Below are 20,720 nucleotides of genomic sequence, written 5' to 3' on the forward strand. Positions count from 1 at the left end.
GAAAAGCCCTTCGAACAAGCGGCTGTTCTGAATTTTGAAGGATCCAAAGGCCCTAGAACCAGAGATAGTTCAAGTCGTAATGATAACTGCTTCGGTCACTTCAAAAACGCTGGGAGCATCATAAGCATACCAGGCAGCAAAAGCCGGAAATCAGTCAGTGACATAAAGTAAACTCAGTGATTCATGTTTGATAACCTCAGTACCAAGCTCGATAAAGCCTTTAAGACGCTTAAAGGCCAGGGCAGCATCACCGAAATCAACGTGGCGGCCACCATTAAGGAAATCCGCCGCGCCCTCGTTGATGCCGACGTAAATTACAAGGTGGCGAAAGAAGTCACCGACAAAATCAAGGACGAGGCCATGGGCCGCGACGTGCTGACGGCGGTTTCTCCGGGCCAGCTCATGACCAAAATCGTTTATGATGAGCTAACGCTGCTCATGGGCGGCGACAAAAAGGATATTGTTATTAAGGGCGACCCGGCCGTTGTGCTGCTTTCGGGTCTGCAGGGTTCTGGCAAAACCACCTTCGCGGGTAAGCTGGCCTCGTTCATCAAAAAGCAGAACCGTACGGTGTTGTTGGTTGCCTGCGACGTGTATCGTCCGGCGGCTATCAATCAGCTGCAGGTGCTGGGCGAGCAAATTGGGGTGGAAGTATATGCCGAGGTGGAAAACAAAAACCCGGTGGAAATTTCACGCAATGCCATCGAGTACGCCCGCAAAAACAACAAGAAAGTAGTGATCATCGATACCGCTGGCCGCTTGGCCGTGGACGAGCAGATGATGACGGAAATAGAAGCGGTAAAGCGCGCCATCACCCCCTCGGAAACGCTGTTCGTGGTGGATTCGATGACGGGCCAAGACGCCGTAAATACGGCCAAGACCTTCAACGACCGGCTGAACTTCGATGGTGTGGTGCTTACCAAACTGGACGGTGACGCCCGTGGTGGTGCGGCCCTCAGCATCCGGGCCGTGGTGGAAAAGCCCATCAAGTTTATCTCAACGGGTGAAAAGATGGAGGCGCTGGATATGTTCTATCCAGACCGGATGGCCCAGCGCATCTTGGGCATGGGCGACGTTATCTCGCTGGTAGAGCGCGCGCAGCAACAGTTCGACGAGGACGAAGCCAAGCGCATCAACCAGAAGATTCGCAAAAATCAGTTCAACTTCGACGACTTTCTCTCGCAGCTAGAGCAAATCAAGAAGATGGGTAACCTGAAAGACCTGGTGGGCATGATACCCGGCATGAGCAAGGCTATCAAGGACGTGGAAATCGACGACGATGCCTTTAAGCCCATCGAGAGCATCATCAAGAGCATGACCCCCCACGAGCGGGCCAACCCAGATGTGCTCAACGGCTCACGCCGTAAGCGCCTTGCAAAAGGCTCGGGTACCGATATTCAGCAGGTTAACAACTTGATGAAGCAGTTCGAGGATATGCGCAAGATGATGCGCACCATGAACAAAATGAGCCAAACCAAAGGCGGTATGCAGCAAATGGCCCGCATGATGGGCGGTATGGGCAAAGCAGGAGGGGGAAAGTTCTAATACCTAGCATCGAGCGCAAACAAGAAGGCCCGGCCGTATGATACGGCTGGGCCTTCTTGTTTGCGCTCGATGCAGGTTTGCTAAACCTTATAAAGCAAACTGGCCGCCGCAGAAGTGCGGCGGCCAGTTTCACTGATGAACGATTGGAATACTAGTTACGAATCATTGGTAGGGTAACAACCGTTTCTGCGTTGCGCACCCGAACTAGGTAAGAACCAAGGGGAAGAGCATGTAAGTCGAGCGGATGCTGAAGCCCGCCAAGTAGCTGAAACTTGCCCACTAATCGACCTGATATATCCATCACTTCAACCTGAGAATCAAGCGTAGGTAAAGCAGTAAGATCGAGGGTAGCAGTTCCTTGGTGCGGATTAGGATAGAGGGCAATAGCTGCCTTCGTTCCGCGTTCAAACTTCACAATACGTACCGGAGAGTAGCTGCTGTTACCGTCGAGGTCTACTTGCTGCAGACGGTAATATATTGGCTTCAACGACAAACGACCAGCGCCAGCATCGGTATAGCGGTAAGCCACTTCTTTAGGAGAGGTTCCTTGGCCTTTCACAACATGAATACGCTCGAAGTTCTTGCCATCGAGGCTACGCTCAATGTTGAAGTGGTCATTTTGCAACTCGCTGGCCGTGGCCCAAGTCAACTCAGCGTTCAAGCCACTGGCAGCTACATCAAACCGCTTCAACTCCACTGGTAGCGGACGGGTGATGGTTACGTCTTCCGCGGTGCTAGTGCCAGTATAATTATTACCACCTGCTGTACCTAATGCAGTACTGGTGCTAGCTGAACCTGTGTAGTTGTTGCCTGGTGAAATGGTTGTAGTAGTAGCCTCAACAGTGCGAAGCGGATTTGTATAGTTAACACGGCCGCTAGCTTGATACGCGAAGTTATTCACAGCTGAAGTTGCTATAGTAGCACGGAAAGTAATACGAAGCGAAGCACCAGCCGGAATAGACAATCCACTGAACGTAGGGGTAGATACTCCGTTGCTAGGTAACGTGCCACCGATAGTAACAGGTGAAGTAGTGCCATCAGCGGTAGTTTGAACAGCCACTGGAGCAAACGTATTATCGTAGCCAAAAAGCGCATTCATGGAAACTTGAGCACTTACATCTGTTGCGGCACCACCTGTGTTAGAAACAGTTAGCGTATAAACAGCTGGATTTACAGTAGTGCCATTCGGACGAACTACATTGGGCGTGGAAGTAGCTAGTGCCATAGACAGCACTGGTAAGCAAGAACTAGCACCAGCAATAGTGGCGGTGCTGGTTGGTGCCGTATCAGTTGAGGCAACCCCAGCAGTACCAGGTCCAGCACCATATGCAATAGAATTGCTTCTGCTTCCATCGTTAGTTACCCCATTTGCACCACCATCCACATTTGAGCCAGCAAGAGCGCTATTGGTATAGATATAGCCACCACCACCACCACCACCTGGACCATAGGAATTATCATTATTGCCATTATTTACTGAGCCACCTGCACCTCCTATTGCTGAAACTGTAAGACCATTCAAGCCAGATGCTTCGTTACCAGGGGGCGAAGCCAGTACTATGATTGTCCCACCTGCGCCGCCACCGCCACCACCTTGCGTAGTGTTTGTCGATGCGGCAGTGCCACCATTAGCTGCTATCGTGCCGGTCCCAGAAACTAAGCCTGTACGGAAGATAATGATACCCCCTCCGACAGCACCACTAGCAAGTGTGGCGTTATCACCGGTATTCACGGAGCCAGAACCGCCACCGCCGCCCATAAAAATGCGTGACGCTGTAGCTACATCCGATACATTGCGGCCGCCTATAGCTCTAAGCCCACCCGCAGAGTTGTTACCGGTAGAGCCGTAACCACCAGTACCACCATTGCCACCATTGCTACCACCGCCACCGCCAGCATTACCTGAGTTAGTTGTTGAGCGGTCTGTTGCACCACCGCCTGCATTGCCGGGGGCACCTGCCGCGTGGCTACCTATTGGGTAGCCTGTAGTGGGGGTCGCTTGTGCGATGGCTGTGCCATTAAAAATTCGGAATGGAGTACCTGCAGTGCCTTCTCCTTTCGAGCCGTGGCCTTGGTCAGAAGCACTTGCGTAGGCTGATGTTGAGGCAACAGTTCCTGCGATAGATGCACCACCACCACGAAATCCTCTTGCAGACATTGATAAGGAAGAACCTGTAGCAAATGTGGTTCTACCTGCTACATCTAGTGCTAAAACACCACCCGTATTTCCGTCCCAGTTGGCTCCAGTTACTCCGCTGGAAATAGAGAGGGATGAATATTGCGGAATGCGAATCACCTGAAAACGGCGTTGGCCTGCAGTAGTAGTGTTTGCGAGAGTAGAGTAAGTGTTGGTCAGCGTTTTTGCTAATGTTAGTACTCGCTCGTTACCTGTTCCTGCTGCAACACCTCGCACAATGGCGTACTCATACTTGCCTGCCGTGTAGTTATTATTAGCGGTAACGGTACCGTATGTATCGCTAGTAGCAGTAGTTGTAATATCAGCGCCCTGCATCTGCATGATGAGCACCAAATCGTTTACTGCTACAGCGGTAGCTGCAGTGCCAGCGCCAGTTCTAGCCACTCCTACTGTAATGGTAGATGTACCGTTGGCCGTACCTACTGAAACGCCAGGATAATAAGTATTAGGGCTGGTAGAGGCATTCAAGGCACCAGGACCATCTTTACCTGGTGTAGCACAAGCCGTGGCTATGTCAGCAACTCCTGTTACAACTGTAGTAATAGTGGCTGCGTTGTTGCTAGCAACTGGGTCAGGAATAGCAGGTGGCGTCTGGAAGGTAGCAGTGCTTGTGATGGGGCCAGAAACAGGAACCGTGAAAGTAACCGTATTGAAGACAGGCGCATCAGTAGGCGTAAGGGTAGCTATGGTGCCGAATGTTACTATGCCTGAAGTTGAATCGTAAGAGCCATTAGGTACAACTACGTTGCTCAAGCCGGTAGGTAGTCGGATGATAGGCACCACGTTCGTGGCCACTTGGGTACCTAGGTTGGACGTATTAACCGTATAGGTAATACGCGAGCCAGGATTGGCTGAAGCTGGTCCGCTTACGCTAGTAGCCAAGTCGGCTCCCTCCACAATAATGGTGATATTGGCCGGATTAGAGAAATATTGCGGATTCGGTGCAGTAGGAGTAGATCCTGCTACATCCTGCATGAGATAGGGGATGGTCACCACGCCTGCGAAAGTGCCGCTGGGCGTGAACGTAACTGTGCCGTTGCGATTTGCTTTGAATGTACCGGCTGTTACTGTGCGAATACTGTCAACGGTAGGAGTGGTAATGTCCAAGTCAACTGAGCCTAACTTGAAGTTACTGCCGAAGAACTGGTCGTTGTTGAGCGCATTAAACGTAACAGGCTGATTATAGATCGTGCCGGCTAAGTCATCATTGGCAATCGGGGACTGCACAACTGATAGGTTGCGGATTTCATGGACGTTGGTGTTGCCACCCGTAGAACCAGCAAATCCAATGCGAAGGTTTTGAGGTGGCGTTGTAACCGTCACGTTATCGATGGCTGTTGTCACCGCATTACCGTGCTGTATGCGCACAGTAATTTTATAAGTTATATTCGGAGCGGTTCCTTGCGGTATTACGTCAATATAAGCCCGACGATAGTTGGGGTTACTCGGATTCGTGACCCGGCCGGCAGCACCTACGTCCAGACTAAAAGGCAAAGTGCCACTCCCCGCTATATAAGCATATCCAGTGCTACCGTTGCCGCTGCCACGAATAGAGACAGCATCAGCTCTGACGCCTGGACCACCGATGCGTCCTTCTCCAGGATTTGCAAAATTGCCAAACTCATCAATGCCAATCCCTATATAGCCGTTTGGAACACCGTTACTAACTGGGCCGGCGTCTCTCTGAGTGTAACCTAGTGCCCCGCCTGGGGCGCCAGGGGTAAAGGATGCTCCGGTAGTTTTATCCGCATCAACTAGAAACACCGAAAACCCATCTGCCCCAGTACCGCTGTGCGAGAAAAACTCGAACGAGATGCTAAATCCTTGGGGTGCCGGAAAAGAGCGTTGGTCAATAATGAAGCCCGATTGAAAGGTGCTTGCATCAGTAAGCCGCAAGAACCCATTCGTGTCTGTCGAACTAGTCCCTGTTAGTGTAGCTGGGTTAGGAGAGCCCCCTAATCGGAAGTCGGTTACAGTATTCGATGTAAATGCTTCGAACCTAGGAAACGTAGATTGCGCCTGTGCATGTTGCGCTAAGCCTAACGCTAAAGCTGCCGGCAATAAAGCCCTACTGGATGAGTTCAACCAGCTTCGTATTCGGCTAAGTGGGAGGAAAAGTGTTTTCATGTAGTATAGATTGTGGTAGCTGCTTAAGGGGTAATTCAGGACATTTTCAACATCATTAATCAACTTCAGCCCGATCACAGACCTGTACATGTTTAGGTCTTCCAAACAAATATAGGAGCCTTATTGAGCTTGATCAATTGCACTTTATATTTTGTCTGTAAATAATATTCAATCATCTGATAAAAGTTGATAAAGTAAAAAAATACAATCTATTTGTGCTATTATAAATGAATAATATACGATAATCCAACTTCGGAAATAAGTTTATGCAATAAAATATACATTGATATTACTCTTGTCTTATCAATGTAGAACATTGTATATTTGTATAATTTAAAGTATTTGTTTTCGTCTTCTTATACCTCTCAACTCTCAGCTAAAAGCTCTGGCTTTGAGGACAGGGTAACGGATGTGTTTGTAATCTTTAAATAAAAATAGAACTGGCTGTCGTTGATAGCCGCTTCTTTCGTCTTAGGCCGAGTTGTCGGGGTAGTTGAACTCCTTGCACAAGAGGTCAGTAAACTGCCGCAGCGTCGCGGGGCCGAGGACTGTGTGCCCGCGGATGATGATGCCAGCAGTAGGGGCGGTCAAGCCAGCCCGCAAGGGTGAAAAGCAGGCTTTATGAGTATGCTATCCGTGCGGGCTGGCTTGGTGCTAATGATTCTTGCTGGATCGATACATCTATTTTCACTATCCTTCAGCGGAGGATAGTGAAAATAGATATTCCCGAAAATGATGCCCTTCATAAAAGGGTATTGAAAACCCATCTCACCAACTGGATCTTCTGGGAGTATAAAAATGAAAGGACTACCCATGGCTTAAGGGCAAGCCTGAAATCCGGACCTGAAACTACGTTGTAACCCGATGGCGAGGTCGGGCTTTTCTTTGCTCAGCCAATATTTTATCCTGCTTGGGCCAACCGCTGTCCGGACCAATGTATCTGAGCCTATAACCGAGGCCGCCAACAAATTGCATAGCGTACTACTTGATTATCATAAACAAAGAAGGACCAGCCAGCGGCCAGTCCCTCTTCCACAACCAAAACAGGTAACACCAATTATATAGCTCTATTAACTGGAAACGAATTTTGTTTTCCAGAGTGGTACAGAGTTACCCGGAATAGTGGTACAGAGTCAGTAGCTCAGGAGAGCCCCGCGAACAGTCAACGTTCGTCGGGTGGTTAAGGTGATTGCCTGCCTAGAGGCTGAAAGTGTCACCAAGAGCTTTAAAATGCGAAAGACCAGCCTTGGGATGCGCTGGTCCTTCTATGTGTACGGGTACCAACCTCACTTCTTTTTCACCACCGGTTTTGGCTTGGGCATTGCAATAGTCACAATGTCCACCTTGTTCAAAGAAGGTTGGATATCCATCGTAAAGAGGAACTGGTTATCAACCGTTTTCCAATGGCTGGTATCAATACGCGTGAAATGGCTGTTCATGTATTCAAGCATTTGCTTGAGGTCATCGTAGGAGCATGTGTTGGTTGCTGCTATGCAAATGTCCTTTTTGTTAAATTCAAGAGATAAATTCTTATCCTTAAAGCTACCGGTTGCATCCCAGTAATGGCAGTAAGCATTATCCGTCACAACAAATCCTTGACGATAATCCTTGGTTACAACCTCGTAATCGCTCAGGTGGTTGGATTCCAACATGTCTTTTGACCCACCAATAAGCGAGGCTTGCTGAGCCAACATGGTTTCAGACCCTAGGGAGAGGGTAGCAGCGATAATTAATGACTTCACAAAAATGTTGTTTGAGTATGCATACAAGGTATCGATGCCTATACTACGTGTCAAGTAGATTAACTACGAGACACCCAGCGACGCTCAGATAGATGCAGAATTCGTTTGCGTGGTCACAGAAAAACTTGACTTTAGTAAATCCCCCGATCTGCTCATAGAAGGTATCAAGCATTTCGCTCAAATTCTGTGCAGCATAATGCACGTACTGAATGCTGCCATGTAATTCACATGGAACATAATTGGTAGCCCGTTCCATAGCTACGCATATCTGATGCTCAAAAAACCGTCTCTGTCGCGCACCACAATATCACAGTAGGTTGCACCACACGCGCTAAGCTCATTGTTATCAGCTAGCTCCTTTAAAGCCTGCTTGGACATTTTCTCTGCCTCTCTGCGAGAGTTAGCAAAACCAATTGTTTTGAAGTTTTGTGCAGGACAACCTACCAGCGATTCCCATTTTGCGTTTTTTTTGGAGTTTCTCATTTGTGTGAATGTTAAAAATTTGGACAACAAAAAAGGTCGGAGAAACCAGACCTGACACGTCCGATTAATCCGACCTCACACCCTTTGGAAAGGGCGTAGTTCAGCTATTTATTTTACCTCGGTGTCAGCGGCGTTATCAGCATGTTATCTGAATTCCTCACAGGAACGATTAAGTTTCGTTGATATCGGTGTTATTCAAAACCAACGATGCAAATATATTATGGTCAATATCAGTTGTCGAGTGAAAAGAAATTTCACCTCGAATATTGAAAACTACGGCGGCTGCGCCTAAAAACGCATATTGTTTTATAAAAACCGCGTTTTCTGAGTTTATTGCCGTGAGTTATTTGTTACTTTATGAGAGGTGACAAATAGTTCTTCGGGAAGTTTGTGCCTCGATTATGAGAGCATTTATATTAAATTTTTTATCGGGCGATTCCCCAGTATTAGGAGACGTGAGCAACGCTTTTATTTGTTGCAATAACTCCTCAACTTTCCTGATATTGTTGCGTGTACTTTCCATTTCTTGACTGTCCATGTTATTTGTTTTAAGGTGAAACATACTAAGGTAAGCTTGGGACCCCCAGTTTGTTACCAGCTATTTTTATTTATTTAAAGCAGCTTTATTTGCGTTTATCGGCTCTGAAAAAGCTCCAGTTGGCGTCAAGCTTTTTCTCGATAAACTTGAGACCTCGTGCTGTTACCATAGTCTGCTTTCCAACTCCCTTTTTGCCGGTGAGGGTGTTATCAAATGGGGTATACTTGATGAAGAAATAACCGCAGCTCACGTAATGCTGGTATGGTAGCGGTGCGGTTTCAGACCTGCTCTTGGACTGGATAACTGATTCTTTCCGTAGGAAATCCACCAGAAGGTTGCGACCCAAGCCTGGGTACTTGCTGGCTAAGTTCTGAGCTACTTCAGCCAATGTATCTTGGCTATTGCTAGCTGTTATCGCATCGCAGAATTGAACCTTTGGCTTGTCCTCTAGCACCTTGGTTTCGAGGACCTCACTCTTCTCCTCCAACTGCTTATTTGTCGCCTCACTGGCTAGCAACGCAAGCTCAACCCGTTCTTTGTCCTCAATGGCACTTGCTGCGAGGCGCAAGGCTTCAGCGAAAGTGGCTGGTAACTGTGGCTGTGTCGAGTAGCTACCAGTCTTGCGAATCTGGGGTAGCACCACACTCGTTATCCATTTCTTGAATGCTTTTGCTTCGGGCTTGCGTGAACCCAGGACAAGTGAGTATAGGCCACTTTCAGTTATAACATACTGAGCCTGGGGGCGTCCAGTGACATCATTTAAAATGATGTCGGTCTTCTCATCCTCATCCAGCCGGGATAACGCTTGCCCAACATTTGCAAGCTCAAGCACTGAGCAGACGTCGGAAGCAACGAATAAAGGGTCACCGTTTGGTTGGATGATAATCCGCACGTCGGCGTTGTCAAAATTGTAAATCTGTGGTACTGTGTTGTTCACTGTGGGTACTGATATCGGACATCACCCAGAGGGTTTTTAGGATGTCAGAAGGGGTTATTGGTGCTCGGTACTCTATTTGTTGCCTGCTAGAGCTAGCAGTCTGTCAACACTGGTTTTCAGGTAGTAGTATTTGTTGCCTACTGCGTAAAATCGGGGTTGATTTTGCTCCATCCAATATTGGTAGGTGCTGGTTTTTAATTGTTCGGGATAATTAACCAGTAATTCATCCCTGGTGAAAACTCGTTCTTTATTGATATAGAACTCGGTTTCTAGTTTTTCGCCCGGAACGTTTTCCGGGCCGCGTTTCATTTTGTTCATGTCATTTTCTTTTCCTTCAGAGTTAAATAGTGCGGGTGAAGAAAAAAGCAGGAGCTTCCTGCCTGTTTCGAAAAATATATTATTAGTGGCTTAGAGCCTGAACATTTATCTGCACCAAACATACAAGCAGGTAACAATACAGGGAAAATGAAAATGTAGCCCCGAGACGAAAAAAGATTTATTTTCTTGGTGACATGGCTGGATGTATATCGTGCGCCCAGGGTTCCTATTTGTTGCCTGCTCATATCGGGGTTCCGTTAGGGCATAAAAAAAGCCTGCTGACTAGAGCAGACCTTTTCCAGAGAATCGAGCACCGATAACTCCTTTGAAATACATTATGGCTGTGGGTTTCCAATCCCGTAACCCAAACATACACCCAGCACATGATACAGGGAAAGTCTACTTCATGGGTTCCGGTGAAATAAATGTGTACCCACAAATAATGTACATACATGGTTCGCCCCAGTGGTTTGGCTTCTTAGCCCTGGGTAATGACCGATATCAGCCTGGGTAATCACCTAACTCTGAAATCAAGAAAAAGAAAAACACCTTCTTTTTATTCTTTTTAGTTAGAACTCTTCTTTCTTCCTTCTTTAAGGGGGTGCAACTGGCTGTAATTGAGATTGATATAAGGTCAACTGTGGAAGAACCATCGTTCAACTGTGGAAGATGCATCGTTGAACTATGGAAGACCCATCGTCGGTATCGGCGCAACTATGGAAGACTCATCGGGCAAACATGGAAGACCCATCGTTGAAACATGGAAAATGAATTCCATGTTTTCCATAGTTAGATTATCTTTGTGATATCGATACACCAACGGCTACACTCATATGGTCACCACGTCGCTTGCGCTGAACAAAACAATGTCTCGGGAACAAGTACTCGCACGAGCGTCCGTTATCTTAGCGACCACAAAAGGCAATACGTTGGCGTATCAACACAATCTTCTGGTCAGACACCCACTCCGGCTCAGCAGCCTGGAAGCACGTCTTTTCGTGCTGGCGTTGCGCTGTGTCCACCAGTCGGATGCCGAATTCCAAGGGGGCTTCGTGGTGAGCCTGGAGGAGCTGTTCCCGCATGGCAGCTCCGGTGAACGCTACGAGGCGCTAGAAGAAGCATTTAAGGTCCTTTTGGGCAAGCATTTTAAACTGGAGAGACCTGATGCTGGTGATGGTAGCTATATCTACACCCAGCTTATCAGCCATATTGGGTTGGAGACTGGAGCAGGCCGTGTGGTGGGTGCGTTCGCTCCACTCGTGGGTCCATACCTATCACAACTTCAGTCTGGCAACTTCACCAAGGCTAAGATTGAGACGCTGCTGACGTTCAAGAATCCGACTGCGTTGAAGCTGTACTGGTACTTCAGGTCTTGGTCAAATGTTCGCAAGGTGTCCATTAGGGTTGATGAGCTGAAGACCTTGCTGTTTGAAGAGGAGGAGACCTACACCACCTACGCTGACTTCAAACGCTACGTGCTGCGTCCTTGCCTGCTGGAGGTTCAGAAGTTCGGGGAATGGAACATCACCTACAAGGAAATCAAGGATGGGCGCAAGGTGGTGGCGCTGGAGTTCCACATCCCCAAGATTGAGGATACTGAGCCCACTACCCCAGCTATCGATACCGGCACAAAGACAACAGCCCTGTTACCACCTACTTCGCTCGTAGAAGTTACCCCAGCGACACCCCAGGCTCAGACTGGCACTGGTGTACTCTCCATACAGGATAAGGTCACTAACAGGCTGCAAAAGCTCCTCCTGAAAGATAATCAGATTCAGGATGTCGTGGTTTTCGTCGGCAACGATGAGAGCATGTTCATGCGGTTCCTCAAGGCTACCAACAACCTCTTGAGGGACTACGAGGCAAAGAACCCTGGCTATGTACCGACTGACAAGCTAGCTGCTGCGACAATCAATGCCTTGAAGAACGAGCTAGGTATGTGGCGGTGACAATCGTGTGTCATTGCGTTTACCTTGCTTCCTAAACTAAAAGAGAACAACCTATGCCGCTGTCTATAATTTTAGATACCAATGTTTATTTTACTGATTGGAAGCTAGAGTCACCTTCAGCAAGAGCGTTTTTAGACTATATTGAAAAAACCGGTAGCCGAATTATTGTTCCTCAGATAGTGTGGGATGAAATCGAAGTTAACTATCGTAAGGAATTAGAAAAAAAACATGCGAATTATGAAAAGGCATCCGAGGACCTGGTTGCGTTATTAAGGTTTTACCCATCATCAAGATTGATGACTTTCTTCAATACAGAGTATGAAATTGATGTCAATGATGAAGTAATGAATTATAAAATATTATTATCAGAAAAAATTGGTATCAAAGGGGGTAGTGGGGTGATGCCATATGGTATGGGTGTCTTTAAAGCTGTGACTGATAGGGCTTTGAACAAAAAACATCCCTTTAATGGCGTCAATGACCGAGAATATAAAGATTCTCTACTTTGGGAAATGGTTTTATCTGCTTTCCGAAATAAGTCGAACAGTAATGACTTTGTATTTATCTCAAATGACGGAAACGCATTTACTGATTCTAAGAAAGATAGAAAAGTTCTTCGACCAGAACTGCAAGCAGAAATTGACAAAGTAAAGGGTGAACGCAGTTTCTACTTCTATCGTGATTTGGCGACTTTTGTGGAAAACCATTATGCAATTATCAGGTCAGTTAAGCCCAAGGATATATGGGACCATTTGGAAAGGTTTGATATAAACGATGCTATAAAAATGTTAGCTGAAGAGTTATCAGAGGATATTGCTTTTGCCGTTATTAATCAGAACCCTGGAGCGCACTTTTCCAATCTGACAGAGGATATTCAGTCAAGCTTGACATTCATAAATGTTAGTCAGTTGTCCTTTTATATCACTGCTGACCACAAGGGAGAAAAGCTTACCATTTTCCAAAAAATAGGCATTGTTGCGACTGTTGATATTGGCTACATTGCTATTGGTACCAAATCCTTCGACATAGGGGTTAGAACTAAGAAAGTCTACTTTGGTAGCCTTGTAGCGGTGGAGTATGATAAGGATAGCTTTAAGGATGGGTTCAATATCGAAATGCTCTACCTGAAGGAAGGTGACTACTTATCCGGTATAAATCAGCCTCGAATTGCTCCCTTGTAGTGGCAACTTAGATGGTCCACAATTGTTCCCAACTGGTGGTGTAGGCGGGGCTTTTGAAGTCGGCACGGCTATCCCAGGCAGGCCGCTGACCTTTCTTCACGAATGCACTAGCAAAGGTGACTGCTCCTGAACCGAACTTCTCATTGAGCTTGTCCAGGTCTGCCATAAGACGGTCTCTTACCTCACCATTGTTGGTCTTGGCAAACAGGTCCAATTGCTGCTGACCGGCTATTTCCAAACCATCAAGCACCACACCAGCTTTCTTGTAAACACAGCCTGGTTTCCATAGGCGCTTGAGTGCTGAACGGACATGTCGTAGCAACTCTGAGGTATCGCTTGAAGCCACTGGTAGCGTAACAACAGTGGAGAAGCTGTAGGGTGGAGGCTCTACACTGAAACGGTCCTTGCTGATAAAGATGGATATCGTGTTGGCTGCGGACCCTTGCCGCCGTAGCTTCTCCGCAGCTCGGGAGGCGAACGCACTAACAGCCGCTACCATGTCAGGAAACGTGGTCAGGGGCGTACCAAACGTGCGGCTGTAGGTGATTGACTGCCTGGATAACGTTCCGTCTTCGCTGGGCTGTAATTGGTGGCATACCTTGCCTTGGAGTTCCCGCAGAAGTCGTACCCCAACGACACCACCAAGGAATTTTCGCGCCCAATTCTCGCTTTGCTTCACTAACTGGGCTGCGGTTTTGATACCCTGTTCACGGAGCTTGTTGGCATATTGCTGCCCGATGCCCCAAATGTCTCCCACTTCTGTTATCTCCAAGGCTCGTTGGATAAGGGCTGGGGAGTTCAGGTAACAAACACCATTCAGCTTGGGTATCTTCTTGGCTATCCGGTTTGCCAGCTTAGCCAAGGTTTTCGTGGGTGCGATACCTACACAAGTTGGAATCTTGGTGCGTCTAAGAATCTGCTCACGGACTTCGGTGGCATACTTAACAAGGTCCGGGTGTAGATAACGGTCCATACCGTGCAGGTCCAGAAAGCACTCATCAATCGAGTAGATTTCAATGTTGGGTGCTACGGATGCTAGGTAGTGCATCACCCTCCTGGACATGTCCCCATAGAGCGCGTAGTTTGAGGAGAATACCCGGACATTGTTGTACTCCAACTCGGGTCTAACCTGAAAGTATGCATCACCCATACCGAAACCTAACGCTTTAGCCTCTGCGGACCTGGATATCAAGCAACCATCGTTGTTTGAGAGCACCACTACGGGTACAGTATTGAGGTTTGGCCGGAAAGCTCGCTCACAACTTACGTAGAAGTTGTTGCAATCCACTAGCGCAAACATGGCCCTACTGTGGTATGGGTGGCGTTTGGTATTTTGGGGTTACAGGATATAGCGAAGGTCATAGCAGCATTTTAGAAGGTTTTGCTGCAAGTATACGGAATACTAAAAAAGTTAGTTTGTAATTGACAATAATATTAGTAGATATAGTGGATGCTATCTATTCCAAGTCCAAGTCCAGGTCGGGAAGCTTGATGTATGCGGCGTAATCCTCCAAATCATTGGTGGTGGTGAGGATGCGCAACTCATGCTGGAGTTGATTGGCAACGTGGTCGTAGAATAGCTCCACGAAGAAACCCCGGCCATGTGGTACAGCACGATGGTATCCTCTTCCTCGTAACGGGTTGCCAAGTGTTGCCCTTCCTCCCAGATGAGAGGAGCCTGTCGGTCGAATGGTAAGAGGCGAAAGGTATCGAGTGTAGTAGCCATATAGATGATAAGGTAGTTTCCGGGAAGGTACTGACTAGCGAGTGTTATCGGGGTTTTATTCGTGCGCCGTGATTTAACGTTTTGTGCTCAACCCAACCCTTGTATCTAGTTCTTATACTATGCACTGATTATCCTCTCTATAGTGATGTATTATCGTTCTGTAGTAATGACAGTACTGGTGGAGTGTTTTCTTCTTCCGGTTACTCTCTTACCTGGGTACACTTAGTAATAATAAGTGATATAACTATCTAATAATTAATAAGATACGCCTATAGGGTGACGTTGAACTTATAATGAGCTAAAAGTGAAAAACGTTTGCGCAACGTTAACGGGCGCAAAACTGCGCTGGTCGTCGGCTACGATTTGTTTTCCTGCCTTGGTAATCGCTGGTATGTTTGGTTTCGAAGTAGGACATGAGCTTTTGGACCGCAAAACCGAGAGCGTACCATTTACAGATAGTCTTAGCAGTCGGACTCGAAATGACTGCTCGGTGTCGGTAGGGTCTGAGCATGGCCCTACCGGCGTTCCAACCGCCTAAGAATGCTCACCTGGATTGGAACACAGGTACCACCTAACTGAAAGACAGCACATGCTCACAAGTGATTCAAGAACAATTCGCCGTACAGTCGAAAATCGACATCGTACAGCTACTAGATAGCATCGGTGAAACCGACCGCTACATAAACGACCACATAGATAAGTACCACTACATCCTCCACTGCATTAACGAAGCTGGGGTATTTGACCGCCAAACTGATGACGGTTACGCAAACCTAAGCAGCGTCACACTCCGGGAATTCCTAGGTAAACGTTACGCTGACCGCATTGTAAAGGAACTTCTGGCGTGGGGTGTCATCGAATGCGACGGTAAGGCCGCAGAGGGCTATAAGTGCTACGGCTACCGCATACACCCAAGCCATATCAGCAAGACGGTCCTTGTGAAGGTCCGGAACGAGAAAATGGTAAGGAAGCTGCGGATTCAACGAGCCACCTACCAGCAGCAGCACCAACATGACCCACGGTGGAAGAATCTGACCCAGCTAACCATCCGTTACCAGGACGCACTAGCTCACATCGATACCAAGCGAGAAACCGCACTGGCAGTCACTCAACCTGACCAGTACGCAGAGCGCAAGGAAATCGAGGACCTGTACACAATGGAGCTGGAATCGATACGCAAGCTCAGTGTGGGTGATTTCTTCCTGGAGCAACCAGACCCAGCCAGCCGGGTATATACCAACCTCAGCAATCTAAGCACTGACCTGCGCCAATTCCTGGTCTTCCGCAAGACCAAAAACACGTTGGTCAACCTTGATATCGCCAACAGCCAACCTTACCTGTTTAGTCTGCTTTTGATGCAGCACTATCATAGTCAGGACATACCCGCAGACGTTCAGAAATACATTGAGCTGACATCTGCGGGCCGGTTCTATGAATTCCTTATGGAAGCTCTGAACGTGCCGCTAAGCGAACGCAAAGCATTCAAACCGGACTTCTTTGGCAAGGTGTTCTACTGCTCCAGCTACTACTCCAAGCGCACCCCAGAGGGCAAGTACTTCCAGGAAGCATTCCCCAACGTTGGGGTTGTCGTGGACTACTACAAAGAGTTGGGCAAGCAGCACTACGAAAAGAAAGCTTACAAGCACTTGTCGATAACAATGCAGCGTCAGGAGGCACAAATCATCCTCCGGACCATCGGTACCGACTTGCAGAAGAAGAAAATATGGTACAGCACTATACATGACTCCGTAGTGGTCCTGGAGGAACACGCAGAGACGGTAAAAACCTTGATTCTGGATGCCTTTCGCGCTGCTGTGGGCGTTCCTCCGAAAGTGAAGCCGGAACTGCTAACCAATTCCAAATAACCCCACCCAGGGAGTATTTATAGGTGTCAATATTTAGGACTAAGCCGACTCTTCTGGGGTCGGTTTTTATGTCCAGGTAGGAGGGAGGAAAAGCTATCTTTGAAAGAACACTCAACTACCACTATGTTCGATAAGATAAAGGATAATCTGTCCTTGGCAACTGTATTCTTAATTGTAATTAGCCTTGCAAGGCTAATTACATATTACCAGATTTTCGGGGTTAACATAGCTGATTACATCGAGCTAAGTGAGATACTATCCTTATTATCTGACTATCTCCTTTTTCAATTTGCTGTTGCCTTAATATACTTATTCATAATAGTTTATGTGCAAAGCCTCTTTACCGTACAGCTTATTGATAGTCTGAAGCCACCCAAGCCTAATCCTAACCCTACGGTACCGATAGTTTATAAGCCATTTGAACTGCCTCTCGTCTTGGGAATGGTGCTACTATGCATTGGTGGGATGGTATATGTAACGTATTTAGGACAAGGAAAGGTGGTCTTGGCAGGTTTAGGGCTTTTGGCTTTATGCATATTTATTGACCAAGGAGTTGGCAAAATTGAGAAAATGTTTCGAAAAGAAGATTCAGAAGAGAATGCTGTCCAGTACAATACAAACCTCAGGAAATCAGCATTTACATCAAGTGTGCTCCTGATATTCTTGTTGCTTAATATCGCTGCTGGGTTCGTGATGGCGAAAATCAAAATGATTGTCGATATGGAACCGAGAGTAACAATAGAGTACGAGGGTAAACTAATCCGTGCCTCTACCCAATTTATACATATAGGCAGGGTTAAGAACTACACATTCTTCTATAACAAACAGACAGGGTATACCCATGCTTACCCAAACTCCGGGATAAAGCGGGTATACATGAGATAATGGATACCGCTCTAATTCTCTGAGGTATCTTCTTGTTGCTGTGCTGCCTCAAAAGCAACCCTTGAACGTTTCATTTGTGCTCTAGCTACGACTATGACAATGATGGGGGTGATAATCATTACTAGGAAGGGGATAAGATTAAACCAGTTTCGCACCAACCAAGACATCTTTCCAGTAACTTCTTCTGGGCGTTCGGCCTGTACTTTTCCATCAGGAAAAACTAAGGTTACTCCATTGTCAAATGTGGATTCAATACCCCATACATGGACTTCTCTCGTCTCTGTAGGAGCTAAATCACCAATCGAAAATTTTCCTGCCGCTTTACCTTTTTGTAGATGTCCATCGCTATCAGTGTATTCATAGAGTAATCCATAGTAAGTAGGAGAAACGATAACCTGGAGGGGATTCAGGCTTTTGTCACCTTCATTCTTGATTGTTAGAATACACAAAGACCTATGTTTACTGGCAAATGACTCCACTCGCCCCTCAGTCTCAAAAGACTTCAAATAATATGGATTTAGTGAATCCTTGATTCCTATCGCTATCCGCTGCTCTATAAGTAAACGAGAAAGTAGGGCATTATAGAGTTTAAGTAATAAAGTGTCCTGTCTAGCAATAACGGTATCCAGATGCCCCTCTTTCAGCAGCATGTCTGGTACAATGAACGGGGAGACTCGGTATGATGCTGTTACTTCTGTGCGAGGACCCGAGTAGAAAACCAAAATCCCAATAATAGCCCCAATGATAGTAGCAATTGCCACGGTTATACCAAGCCACCATTCTATGCTTTTCGCTGTGGTCCGTTGAGTAAAAGAAGTTGAGTTTTTGTCAGTCATAGAGGCGATAATGGGTAGTAGTCGAGTATATTCTTGAAGTGCTAGCTGAGATAACAAAGCTAAGACCCAGCCCGATACCAGTGGGGTTTTTCATGTAGGCCAAAACCGAGTATCTGTTACCAGGAGCTAGCTATTTAGCTCAAACGGTAACATGTTCTCCTTCTTACTACTGCTGGTCCTACTAACCTGGACTCCAGCGGACCCAACAACCCCAACAACTCCGGTACCAACAACTTCGGAAACAATCATTGGGGTACCACTGCCACCAGGCTACAAAGCCAGACATCGCAGGCTAAGCCAAGTTCAGGGAAAGCAAAAGCGAGAGGATAGAAACCGCTGTCGGAACTGCTACCAGAATAACCATAACCCAGCCTGGAGCCGGTTAAGGCGTAAGCAATGAAACTAATGACAGAGAGAAAATGCGAGTTAAGTGCCTGTATAAGTGCAGTTTGATTGGAATATTCATGTTTGACATTATTATAAATATTGCGTAATTCCCAACATGCAGCGCGGGGTTGCAGAACTCAACATTCTTTCCAACATATGCTATGCTCAACGACGTTAAAGATGCTCTCGATTTTCTGATTGAGCGATTCAAAATAGAGAGGTACATCTACCTGGGTGTGACAGTACTTGCTTTCCTACTGCTAATAGTTTGTGCTATTATCAACTACTGGGATAAGAAAGACTTGACAATTATCATAAGTATGCTAGGACCAGTAGGGGTGATGGGGTATTGCTGCTCTCAAATTCTGAAAATGTGGACCGATTGTCTAGACATTATCAGACGAGTGATGGATAGAGGCACGGTAACAAGTAGTAATGCAGCAGGTAGTGTTTCCGACAAACCAAAAGGGCTAGAGCCTCAGCCGTTGTGATGAATACAGATGAACAAGATTTAAAAGCGCGAATATTATCTGAGCTAGCAGAGGAGTATGCTCCGAAGCGGAGGGTATTCTCTATTATTAGCGCAGTTTCTGTTGTGCTAATTTTAGCTTCGATGGCTTTTATGCTTAAAGAACAATCAGACTATAGTCTTGTCAAAGAATATTTCGAGGATAAAATTCCTACTAATAGTTATCTTGTAAGTCCTTCGACTAGTGACAACAAGTTTTCAGATTTGCCATCGAAAATTGAAAAGTATTATACGAATCTATATAATGATAGTATAGCTAGTTTGAATAAAATGATTGCATTAGAAGATACTCGTTATTTAATAGATGGTTCACATTCAAGCAGTAAGTCAATTTATAGGAGCGACTATGATTTAGACTCAGACCTAACAAAATCTCCGCCTTCGCCTCCAATGAATAATAAAAAACGGCTTTCGCTCAAACCAAAGAACGCTAGCTATGTTAAAAGTGAAGATAAAAACTTGATTGAATCTTACAGAGATAGCTTGCGAATTCAAAGAGAAATGTTAACACAGTTTCAGTTGAAATTAGAGCATATTAACGAACAATTAGTTGTAGCTAATAGCTATAGAGATAGCTTAGACATAAGAGATAAAAAGATTGCAAATATGCACATGATTTTGATGGCTAGATTTGGTTCCGATACAATCGTAGCTACTAGAGAGAAAAAATTTGAAAATGAATTGTATAGAATAAACCAAAGTCAAGCTCAAGACTATAATAATAAAATAAAATTAAAAAGAAAGAACAGAAAGAATTAGAAGATAAATTGCTTTTTGCGTATCAATAGTTATCCCTGGTTTGTAAAAACCAGGGATTTTATTTTCATAAAATATCTTCATATATTTACCATTATATGAGCAACTTGATTAAAAGGCCAATGGGCAGGCCATCTAAGCTCACCCAGGATTTTATCCAAGCAGCTAGAACGGTTTTGTTCCGGGATAAGTCGGTTATCATCTTCACTGATGGAGAGCTTCTGGATGATATCAATGAACTCCTAGAGCCTTCGGCATAGGTGGCACAACGCACATTTGAAGGCTGAAAATTGAGGGGTGATACTGACACAATCAGTCCAATGGGACAAGACTTTCTGCGGCTTTATAAAAAAGCAGTGCGGGAACAGAAGCAATAGCATTAGGTATCGCATCACTTAGGCTTTCCCTGGGTGGACCTTCCAGGCTGACATGGGAACACTTTGAGTTACATTCCAGCAAAGGCCTAAATATGTTGCTCACATTTCTCGGCTAGGAAATTGTTGAAAATTTCTTGCGAGTAAAGGCCCCTGAAATGAGGGGGGCAATGCGTTTCTGGAGAATAAGCGGATACGCATATTAATCCCATAGTAGTACCCCTCCTCCAGGCCCTGTAGCCCCCACATAGGGGGAGGGTAAAAACTCAGATGGCCCCTTTTTCGGTACTTCTTTACCAATGTGGAATCCGTAATATCGTTTGTAGTAGTGCTATTATTGCTTAT

The 20,720-nt window shown here is 46.2% G+C and carries 14 protein-coding genes; 6 read left to right on the forward strand and 8 right to left on the reverse strand.

Going from position 1 to position 20,720, the window contains the following annotated elements:
• Positions 1-183 precede the first annotated feature (183 nt).
• A complete protein-coding gene (gene ffh, locus MTX78_RS09175) occupies positions 184-1,545 on the forward strand; it encodes a signal recognition particle protein (protein WP_243801928.1) in 1,362 nt (453 codons plus the stop codon).
• 151 nt (positions 1,546-1,696) lie between these two features.
• Here ffh and MTX78_RS09180 read toward each other — a convergent pair whose 3' ends face one another.
• The 5 genes from MTX78_RS09180 to MTX78_RS09200 all read right to left on the reverse strand — a co-directional run bounded on the left by MTX78_RS09180 (position 1,697) and on the right by MTX78_RS09200 (position 9,887).
• Positions 1,697-5,974 carry a T9SS type A sorting domain-containing protein gene (locus MTX78_RS09180; protein WP_243801930.1) on the reverse strand — a complete coding sequence of 1,426 codons (4,278 nt, stop codon included), beginning with the start codon at positions 5,972-5,974 and terminating at the stop codon, positions 1,697-1,699.
• A 1,181-nt stretch (positions 5,975-7,155) separates the two neighbouring features.
• On the reverse strand, positions 7,156-7,611 hold the full coding sequence (locus MTX78_RS09185) for a hypothetical protein (protein ID WP_243801932.1): 456 nt from the start codon (positions 7,609-7,611) through the stop codon (positions 7,156-7,158).
• Between the two features lie 258 nt (positions 7,612-7,869).
• The gene (locus MTX78_RS09190; protein WP_243801934.1) at positions 7,870-8,094 is read right to left on the reverse strand and encodes a P-loop NTPase family protein; all 225 of its coding nucleotides are present in this window, start codon (positions 8,092-8,094) and stop codon (positions 7,870-7,872) included.
• A 623-nt stretch (positions 8,095-8,717) separates the two neighbouring features.
• Positions 8,718-9,569, reverse strand: coding sequence for a phage antirepressor KilAC domain-containing protein (locus MTX78_RS09195; RefSeq protein ID WP_243801935.1), 852 nt, complete (start codon positions 9,567-9,569; stop codon positions 8,718-8,720).
• 72 nt (positions 9,570-9,641) lie between these two features.
• On the reverse strand, positions 9,642-9,887 hold the full coding sequence (locus MTX78_RS09200) for a hypothetical protein (protein WP_243801937.1): 246 nt from the start codon (positions 9,885-9,887) through the stop codon (positions 9,642-9,644).
• A gap of 833 nt (positions 9,888-10,720) precedes the next feature.
• Between MTX78_RS09200 and MTX78_RS09205 the strand changes: the two genes are divergently transcribed.
• Together MTX78_RS09205 and MTX78_RS09210 are read left to right on the forward strand one after the other, a co-directional pair.
• Positions 10,721-11,836: a replication initiation protein gene (locus tag MTX78_RS09205; protein ID WP_243801939.1), complete on the forward strand. Its 1,116-nt coding sequence runs from the start codon at positions 10,721-10,723 to the stop codon at positions 11,834-11,836.
• A gap of 53 nt (positions 11,837-11,889) precedes the next feature.
• Positions 11,890-13,017 carry a PIN domain-containing protein gene (locus MTX78_RS09210; protein WP_243801941.1) on the forward strand — a complete coding sequence of 376 codons (1,128 nt, stop codon included), beginning with the start codon at positions 11,890-11,892 and terminating at the stop codon, positions 13,015-13,017.
• A gap of 7 nt (positions 13,018-13,024) precedes the next feature.
• Here MTX78_RS09210 and MTX78_RS09215 read toward each other — a convergent pair whose 3' ends face one another.
• Both MTX78_RS09215 and MTX78_RS25260 read right to left on the reverse strand, forming a co-directional pair.
• Entirely contained in the window at positions 13,025-14,317 is a 1,293-nt protein-coding gene (locus tag MTX78_RS09215; protein ID WP_243801943.1) for a Y-family DNA polymerase, read from the reverse strand.
• Positions 14,318-14,474: 157 nt separating this feature from the next.
• Positions 14,475-14,603, reverse strand: a complete 129-nt coding sequence (locus MTX78_RS25260; RefSeq protein WP_262924450.1) for a hypothetical protein — start codon at positions 14,601-14,603, stop codon at positions 14,475-14,477.
• 739 nt (positions 14,604-15,342) lie between these two features.
• On the opposite strand from MTX78_RS25260, the gene MTX78_RS09220 reads away from it, so the two are divergent.
• Positions 15,343-16,608: a hypothetical protein gene (locus MTX78_RS09220; RefSeq protein ID WP_243801945.1), complete on the forward strand. Its 1,266-nt coding sequence runs from the start codon at positions 15,343-15,345 to the stop codon at positions 16,606-16,608.
• A 123-nt stretch (positions 16,609-16,731) separates the two neighbouring features.
• Complete coding sequence (locus MTX78_RS09225; protein ID WP_243801947.1) at positions 16,732-17,493, forward strand: hypothetical protein; 762 nt, start codon at positions 16,732-16,734, stop codon at positions 17,491-17,493.
• 11 nt (positions 17,494-17,504) lie between these two features.
• Here MTX78_RS09225 and MTX78_RS09230 read toward each other — a convergent pair whose 3' ends face one another.
• Entirely contained in the window at positions 17,505-18,329 is an 825-nt protein-coding gene (locus MTX78_RS09230; protein WP_243801949.1) for a hypothetical protein, read from the reverse strand.
• 874 nt (positions 18,330-19,203) lie between these two features.
• On the opposite strand from MTX78_RS09230, the gene MTX78_RS09235 reads away from it, so the two are divergent.
• The gene (locus tag MTX78_RS09235) at positions 19,204-20,004 is read left to right on the forward strand and encodes a hypothetical protein (RefSeq protein ID WP_243801950.1); all 801 of its coding nucleotides are present in this window, start codon (positions 19,204-19,206) and stop codon (positions 20,002-20,004) included.
• Positions 20,005-20,720: the final 716 nt, after the last annotated feature.

Origin of the sequence: Hymenobacter tibetensis (assembly GCF_022827545.1) — a bacterium.
Lineage (GTDB): Bacteria > Bacteroidota > Bacteroidia > Cytophagales > Hymenobacteraceae > Hymenobacter > Hymenobacter tibetensis.